The sequence below is a fragment of the Ligilactobacillus acidipiscis DSM 15836 genome, assembly GCF_001435755.1.
GTDB classification, from domain to species: domain Bacteria; phylum Bacillota; class Bacilli; order Lactobacillales; family Lactobacillaceae; genus Ligilactobacillus; species Ligilactobacillus acidipiscis.
The window spans coordinates 24,501-31,228 of record NZ_AZFI01000008.1 but is presented as its reverse complement, the minus strand read 5'-3'; the positions used below and the strand labels follow the sequence as shown (position 1 = coordinate 31,228).

Here is a 6,728-nt window from a genome sequence, read left to right as displayed (position 1 = left end):
CAAGTGTTGCACTTCAATTTTAAATCGGGGATGAATAATTCAGGATATATATAATTTTAATTAAACCAATCCTTGGGCCATCATCGCTGTCGCAACTTTTTCAAAACCAGCAATGTTAGCACCAGCTTGATAATTACCTTCTACACCATATTCTTTAGCGGCTGTTTCTGATTTACTAAAGATGTAATGCATGATAGTTTCAAGTTTATTATTGACCTGATCAAAGCTCCATGACAAGCGTTCACTGTTCTGACTCATTTCTAACGCTGAAACAGCTACACCACCTGCATTAGCCGCTTTTGCAGGACCATAATAGATATTATTTTCATTGTAGGTCTTGATTGCTTCAGGCATACTTGGCATATTAGCTCCCTCACAGATATACTTAACATGATCTTTGACCATTAATTCTGCTTGTTTTTGATCGATCTCATTTTGTGTAGCACATGGCAAAGCAACATCGTAATCAATGTCATAATTCCAGACAGAGCCTTCCATGTAATGTGCTGTTGAAACTTTTTGGGCGTATTCTTTGATGCGTCCGCGTTCAATTTCTTTGATCTCCTTGACAGCTGAATAATCAATACCATCAGGATCATAAATAAAGCCGTCGGAATCGGATACCGTGATAACCTTAGCACCTAACTCATTTGCCTTTTGCAAAGCATACAAAGCTACGTTTCCTGAACCTGAAATTTTGATCTTCTTGCCTTTCAGACTATCATTATGTGCGTCAAGCATTGACTGAGTGTAATATAACAAACCATAACCCGTTGCCTCTACTCGTGCAGCACTGCCGCCAAAAGTCAGTCCCTTGCCAGTTAAGACACCATTTTCAAAACCTCGTAACCGTTTATAGGCACCAAACAAGTAGCCAACTTCACGTCCGCCAACACCAATGTCCCCTGCAGGTACATCCAGATCTGGACCGATATGACGAGCTAATTCTGTCATAAAGCTTTGGCAAAAACGCATAACTTCACTGTCAGATTTTCCTTTAGGATCAAAGTCGCTTCCGCCTTTACCGCCTCCGATCGGTAAACCAGTCAAACTATTCTTAAAGATCTGTTCAAATCCTAAAAACTTGACTGTACTTAAATTCACGCTGGGATGGAAACGTAATCCCCCCTTATACGGGCCAATGGCTGAATTAAACTGCACTCGATAACCACGGTTAACTTGATAATTTCCTGCATCATCTTGCCAAGGAACACGAAATTCGATCACTCGTTCCGGTTCAACCATCCTTTCCAGTAAGTTGGCCTTAATATATTCTGGATGTTTGTCCAGCACCGGAATCAGTGAATCCAACACAGCAAAAACTGCCTCTTGAAATTCAGTCTGTTCTGGATCACGTCGTTGAATTGCTTCCTTAACGGTTGCAACGTATTCTTGCGCCTTTGTCATTCATAACCTTCCTTTCAAATTCTCGAATCGTTTTTAATCGTATGTTAATTTATATACAACCATTTTCTAATAAAGCTGAGCTGCATGTCAACTATTTTCTGCTAAGTTCCACAAAAATAACATTTAGAAATCTGCCGTACATAATTTCTAAATGTTATTTCATTCAACTAGGACTCAACTGTTACGTTTTTTCGTCAATTCTTCACCAAACCGTTATTTTTTGATACTATTTTCACACGATCATTATCACGTCTTCTGGTGAATCCAATAATAATGGTTCCGATTTAAAATTATCTCTGGTACCTGTACCCCAAAGAGCACCGCCAAACGTTACTTTTGCTTTAATAGCGGAGCTTTCATCCGTATCAGCATCACCAATATAAAAGGCATCTTCTGCTTGATATCCTAATGTATTTAAGGCAAACTGCAGAGGTTCCGCAGAAGGTTTAGGATGCTTAGTATCACTAGAAGTAACGATCAATGACATTTTTTTGAACCACCAAAAAGACTGCAAGTTTTCTTGTGCATCTGCAGTGATCCGTGAAGTAACGATCCCTAATTTGACATCAGGTGCAGCCAGTAGGTGATCGAACATCCTGTCTACTCCAGGATATGCTTCTGGTTGAAGTTCAACTTTCTGCGCGATCGCATCATATTCAGCAAACCATTCATCCAACCGACCTACTGGGATCTTAAAATACTCAACTTCCTGTTTGGCAGTCATAGTAAACGCGCGACTCAACTGAGCCTGGCTTGGGTTTACACCAAATTTTGGTAAAGCAGCTAACATTATCTTTTCATAGTACGGATAGCTATCTACTAAAGTTCCATCAACATCAAACAAAATTAACTTCTTTTTCATTCTCAGATCCATCCTTCCGTGAAACAGGGCAAAGAAAAGTGAGAAACAACAAGTATTATCAAACTCAGGCCCTATAGTACATTCTTGACACTATAAGATTCAAATTAACTATGCAAAATTATTTGAACTTCGGAGCCTAATAAATAAAAACCAAAACTGTGAATACCGATTTTCAAGTACTAACTTATTTACGATCTTTACGGTACGCCCAAGTAACTACTCCCAGATTGATCAATACCAAAAATGTCGTCATGATGAAAACATACCGATAGTCCAAAATACCAGCAACTCCAGATGCTAACATGGGACCGATCACTGAGCCGATAGCTTGAAATGACTGATTATAACTAAAGATCCGACTAACTGAGCTCGGCGGTGTATTTAATGACATAACCGTTTGAGTCACAGGCATTAAAGCTGCGTCGGCAATTCCGACAAAGAAACGTAAAACGCCTAATACAACAACCGTTTGAACAAAGTACATTGGGAAAAATAAAGCTCCTGATAATACCAACCCAGCAATCAATACTTTTTTCGCCCCAATATGGTCGCTCAACTGCCCTAATCGCGGTGCAGCAAGCAGTGTAGCAATTCCGGGTAAAGCAGCCACGATCCCACTGGCAAAAGCAACATTTCCGTTTCCATGCATCAATTGCCTAACAAACAAGCTGATGATCGGATTGAATGAATTGGTGGCCGCCTGAATCAACATCGATGAGACAAACATCGCCCACACAATGTGAATATTTTTGATTCCTGCAAAAGCGCTTTGTCCGGCCTGCTGACTATCTTTTTTAATAGGAGTAAAGTTTTCTTTCACACCAAAAAGTGTCACTAAAGTAGCGATCAACATTAAAGCTCCAAAAATAAAAAACGGGATCCGATAGCCCAACGCACCAGCAATTATTCCGCCAAAAACTGGCCCTACCAGTTGTCCGCCAACGGCACCGGTCGTCAAAGTTCCCATCGTTTTCCCACTGTATTCCCGAGGAACTTCACTGGCGATCAGTGCATATGCATTATTTATATATCCTGAAAAGGCACCTTGAATCAACCTTAACGCAATCAGCATCCATACATTTGTCGAGAAACCGGTCAAAGTTGCAGTAATTGTCATTCCGATCGCAGCACGCAGCAACATTGGTTTACGTCCAGTCTTATCAGCTAGTTTTCCCCACAACGGCGAAACTATCGCTTGACTTAAGAATGTACTGGAAAAAGCAAGGCCTGCATATAAAGTTAATTCCCACTTGGGAAAATTTCCTAAAGTACTGACAAACAAAGGTAAGAAAGGCAAACTCATGCTTGAGCCTGCCCCAGTCGCAAAATTTCCTAACCAGAGTGCATACATATTCTTTTGCCATTGAGCCAGTTGTCCCTTTTTTACCATTTTTATCTCATACGCCTATCTTTCTTTGAATCACTTGCTTTAAAGTATCATTAGAACTCTTCGTGAAAATATTTTGCTGCCGCTTTGATCATATCCATATTTTGTTGATTCAATAACGGAGGCAGGTCACTAAATGAAAAATATTTTAAACTCAACGTTTCATCTGTTTGTTCCTTTAATAATGATCCTCCAGCAGGTTCAACCAGATATAATCTACTGATCACTTGGGCTTGGTCACCATTGGGATAAGTAGTAAATCCTTGCTCAAAAGTACCGATCATATCGACCACTTCTACCTTGAGGCCACTATCTTCTTTCATTTCTCGATTTAAAGTTTCTAAAAAAGTTTCCCCATATTCCATGTACCCGCCAGGAAGGCTCCAATTGTGTGTATCTGTCCGTTCCTGTAATAATATCTTGTGTTCATCATTCACCACTACACCTGCCACAGCATTTAAAATAATAGGCATGTGTCCAACCTTGCCACGGATATCTTTAATATAATCACTCATAATATTCACCTGTCTTTACCGCTATTAGTATTTAATTCTACTTTACAATATTTCACTTAGAATATCATGGGAAGATAGCAAAAAAGTAATAATTATTTTAGCATGATGCACCATTCAAAAATTTCACAGCTGATAAACTACTCACCAACCAACTATATTACATGACGCCAAAACAAAAATGCCCCCCTTTGTCATTTACAAAAGGGAGCTCTCTTCTCAAATCAGTATTCTATTTTATTTGATTCCTAAACATTGACCACAGTTGACTTTTTTGCTTCACGAATAGCGTCTAATACAGTTTCACGATCTTGCGGACTCAACGGTTGCGCTAACAGAGTTGCAAAACCGCTAAAACTTAAACCAAGCATATCTGCCACATAGTATTCACTTACATTGCTTTCAGCGATTTTTCTTCTAACATCTTCATTTGGTAATCCTCTTACGTCGCGCATAAAAAGTCCTCCTTAGATGATCTGGGGAATTTCTTTCCCCAGTTATGTTGTAACAAATATTAGGGTGAAAAAGCAATAACTCTGTTCATTTATTAAGCAAATTCAAGAAGAAAACGCTTTTTTGCAATAATCCATCACTTATTTCTTATTATCCCTTAACAAAAACATTTAACGATGTATAATGAAAACGAAATTCATTTACGGATGAAGCTCGGCAATTTGTTGCAATAGCGTTGTTGCAAGTTGTCAGTGGACGGATGTTGCAACGCTATTTGTGTATCCAAAACTGTGCGAATGCGAAATAAATAATTAAACTATTTAGCAAATTACTAAAGGTTGTGCCTAGCTATCTTTCACACCGCGATATAGCATGAAAGCCCGTTAGTGCTCGCCTTTTACCCCGGGCTTCTCCACTTTGTTATTTTCCTAAGGAGGATTTATTATTTTATCACACAAAGCTATAGATAAACACATTTTTCTACCCGTTGTTGGTTTGTTCGGGCTGACTGCCCTGTTCTTAATGTTTGGCGGCCACCGTTTACAAAAGCCATTGGCTCGCATCTTAAGTTGGATCAACATTAGGTTTGGTTGGCTCTACCTTTTAGTTTTCATTATCAATTTTGTCTTCTTATTGTGGCTTGCATGTAGCCGTTACGGTAATATCAAACTTGGTAAACCCAATGACAAACCTGTATATAGTAATTTCAAATGGGGCTCCATGGTTTTTGCAACTGGGATCGATGCCAGTATTATGATGTTAAGTATCACCGACCCACTTGAGTTTATCCAAACACCGCCCTTTGGTTTGAAGCCTTACTCGGATTCAGCTTATGTAGCTTCAAGCGCTTTATCTCAATTTAACTGGGGACCAATGGCGTGGATGATGTTTGCTCCAGCAGCGATCTTAATTGGTTATGTGACCTACAGAAAAAACAAGCCAACACAAAAACTGAGTGATAATTTTTCTTTCTTACAAGGAAACAGTAACACTAAAAAAATAAGTCGGACCATCATTGACTTCCTGGTTGTGATCGGGATCATCGGCGGTTTAGGCTCATCGATCGGAATGGAGGTCCCACGGACTTCGACTGTCTTTTCTGCTGTCACTGCTCTCCCCAATAACATTTGGCTGCAGTTAGGAATTTTTTCACTTCTCTTTGTTCTTCTTGGATTAACAGTTTATAAGGGGTTAAATGGTGGGATCGACCGTTTAAGCATGGCTCATATTTATTTGGCTATTGTATTTTTGATCGTAATTTTATTTGTCGGTCCAACTCATGATCTAATAATTGACTTCGGTAAAAGTTTAGGTGTTCTGGTGCAAAAATTCATACCACTTTCTGTTAACATTAAGCCTAGTCCAACTCAACAAGATACTATTTTCTATTGGGGCTGGTGGCTAACATTCATGCCATTAATGGGAACTTTTATCTCACGTATTTCACGCGGAAGAACTATCCGGCAAATACTATTTGGCATGCTAGCCTATGGCGTCACTGGTTGTTTAATGTTTCATGCCGTTTTGGGTGGATATGGTCTATGGTTGCAAAAAACTGGAACAGTTGACCTTGTTTCTATTTTAAATCACCATAGTCAAGCAGACGTGATCGTGGCTTTGATCTCGACCTTACCATTCAAGAAGGTCATGTTGATTTTTTATGCTATTTCTTGCTTTATTTTATTGGCGACTACTATTTCTGGAGCCGCTTATGTACTTTCTTCATTTACAAGTACACCCTTGTACGGTAAAGAACCTAGTCGTTTCAATCGGATGAGCTGGGTCTTTGTCTTTTTGTTCTTCGCCTTTAGTTTAGTTCTTGTAGGCGGCTTCCAGGTTATTCAAACTATGTCTGTAATGGCTGGTTTGCCGTTAACACTAGTTTGTTTATTAGTCCTTTACTCGATCTATCGTTCGGTTCGACACGACAGTGAGTTGATCTTCACTCCAAATGAATTAGAAAATACCGACAGACGTCAAGAATATACAGTTGAAAGAAAATTTGCCGTTCGGGGAAAGCTGATACTCTCATTTACCAACCATAACTTTAGCAAACAATAATAAGTATCAATAATGACTCAGATTTGGATTAAAAACCTGGGTCATT

Annotated in this window: 6 protein-coding genes; 1 reads left to right on the top strand and 5 read right to left on the bottom strand. The window is 39.2% G+C overall.

Translation table 11 applies throughout. The annotated features are described in order from the left end of the window. Positions 1 to 60 precede the first annotated feature (60 nt). The 5 genes from gdhA to FC65_RS01490 form a co-directional block, all read right to left on the bottom strand. Positions 61 to 1,407 carry an NADP-specific glutamate dehydrogenase gene (gene gdhA, locus FC65_RS01510; protein WP_056971295.1) on the bottom strand — a complete coding sequence of 449 codons (1,347 nt, stop codon included), beginning with the start codon at positions 1,405 to 1,407 and terminating at the stop codon, positions 61 to 63. Between the two features lie 232 nt (positions 1,408 to 1,639). Next, positions 1,640 to 2,269 (bottom strand): HAD family hydrolase, encoded by a 630-nt coding sequence (locus FC65_RS01505; RefSeq protein WP_056971294.1) that lies wholly within the window; start codon positions 2,267 to 2,269, stop codon positions 1,640 to 1,642. A 184-nt stretch (positions 2,270 to 2,453) separates the two neighbouring features. Then, complete coding sequence (locus FC65_RS01500) at positions 2,454 to 3,659, bottom strand: MFS transporter (protein ID WP_056971293.1); 1,206 nt, start codon at positions 3,657 to 3,659, stop codon at positions 2,454 to 2,456. 50 nt (positions 3,660 to 3,709) lie between these two features. After that, on the bottom strand, positions 3,710 to 4,171 hold the full coding sequence (locus tag FC65_RS01495) for an NUDIX hydrolase (RefSeq protein ID WP_056971292.1): 462 nt from the start codon (positions 4,169 to 4,171) through the stop codon (positions 3,710 to 3,712). 245 nt (positions 4,172 to 4,416) lie between these two features. Further along, the gene (locus FC65_RS01490) at positions 4,417 to 4,623 is read right to left on the bottom strand and encodes a hypothetical protein (RefSeq protein ID WP_056971291.1); all 207 of its coding nucleotides are present in this window, start codon (positions 4,621 to 4,623) and stop codon (positions 4,417 to 4,419) included. A 439-nt stretch (positions 4,624 to 5,062) separates the two neighbouring features. Between FC65_RS01490 and FC65_RS01485 the strand changes: the two genes are divergently transcribed. Continuing rightward, on the top strand, positions 5,063 to 6,682 hold the full coding sequence (locus FC65_RS01485; protein ID WP_338088161.1) for a BCCT family transporter: 1,620 nt from the start codon (positions 5,063 to 5,065) through the stop codon (positions 6,680 to 6,682). The last annotated feature ends 46 nt before the right edge of the window (positions 6,683 to 6,728 follow it).

Coding starts and splice junctions, on each gene's coding strand:
- gdhA (WP_056971295.1), bottom strand. CDS start 1,407: ATGACAAAGGCGCAAGAATACGTTGCAACCGTTAAGGAAGCAATTCAA.
- FC65_RS01505 (WP_056971294.1), bottom strand. CDS start 2,269: ATGAAAAAGAAGTTAATTTTGTTTGATGTTGATGGAACTTTAGTAGAT.
- FC65_RS01500 (WP_056971293.1), bottom strand. CDS start 3,659: ATGGTAAAAAAGGGACAACTGGCTCAATGGCAAAAGAATATGTATGCA.
- FC65_RS01495 (WP_056971292.1), bottom strand. CDS start 4,171: ATGAGTGATTATATTAAAGATATCCGTGGCAAGGTTGGACACATGCCT.
- FC65_RS01490 (WP_056971291.1), bottom strand. CDS start 4,623: ATGCGCGACGTAAGAGGATTACCAAATGAAGATGTTAGAAGAAAAATC.